This window comes from Affinundibacterium seohonense (genome assembly GCF_014284305.1).
In the GTDB taxonomy this organism is placed as follows: Bacteria; Pseudomonadota; Gammaproteobacteria; order Burkholderiales; family Burkholderiaceae_D; genus Undibacterium; species Undibacterium seohonense.
On record NZ_JACOFW010000113.1, the window covers coordinates 1 to 273 of the forward strand.

General features: G+C 42.5%; 1 protein-coding gene. It reads left to right on the forward strand.

All coding sequences use genetic code 11. The features are described 5' to 3' along the window. Positions 1-17 precede the first annotated feature (17 nt). A partial coding sequence (locus H8K52_RS20775; RefSeq protein ID WP_425507564.1) for an IS110 family transposase occupies positions 18-273 on the forward strand: 256 nt, incomplete at its 3' end.

The following is a 273-nucleotide window of genomic DNA, read 5'->3' on the forward strand; positions in this document are numbered from 1 at the left end:
AAGAGCCTCATTTTTGTATGGAGGCTACAGGTGTTTATTACGAAGCATTAGCCAACTATTTAGTGGATGAGAAGTACAAAGTCTCCGTCGTAAATCCTGCTCAAATTGCTGCTTTTTCTGGTAGCGCATTGAGCCGAGTGAAGACGGATAAAACTGATGCAAAACTCATTGCACGTTTCTGCCAAGCGATGCAACCACCACTATTTACGCCACTTCCAGCCAATATTCGTCAGTTACAAGCATTAGTTCGTCGTCTAGAATCACTGAAAGATA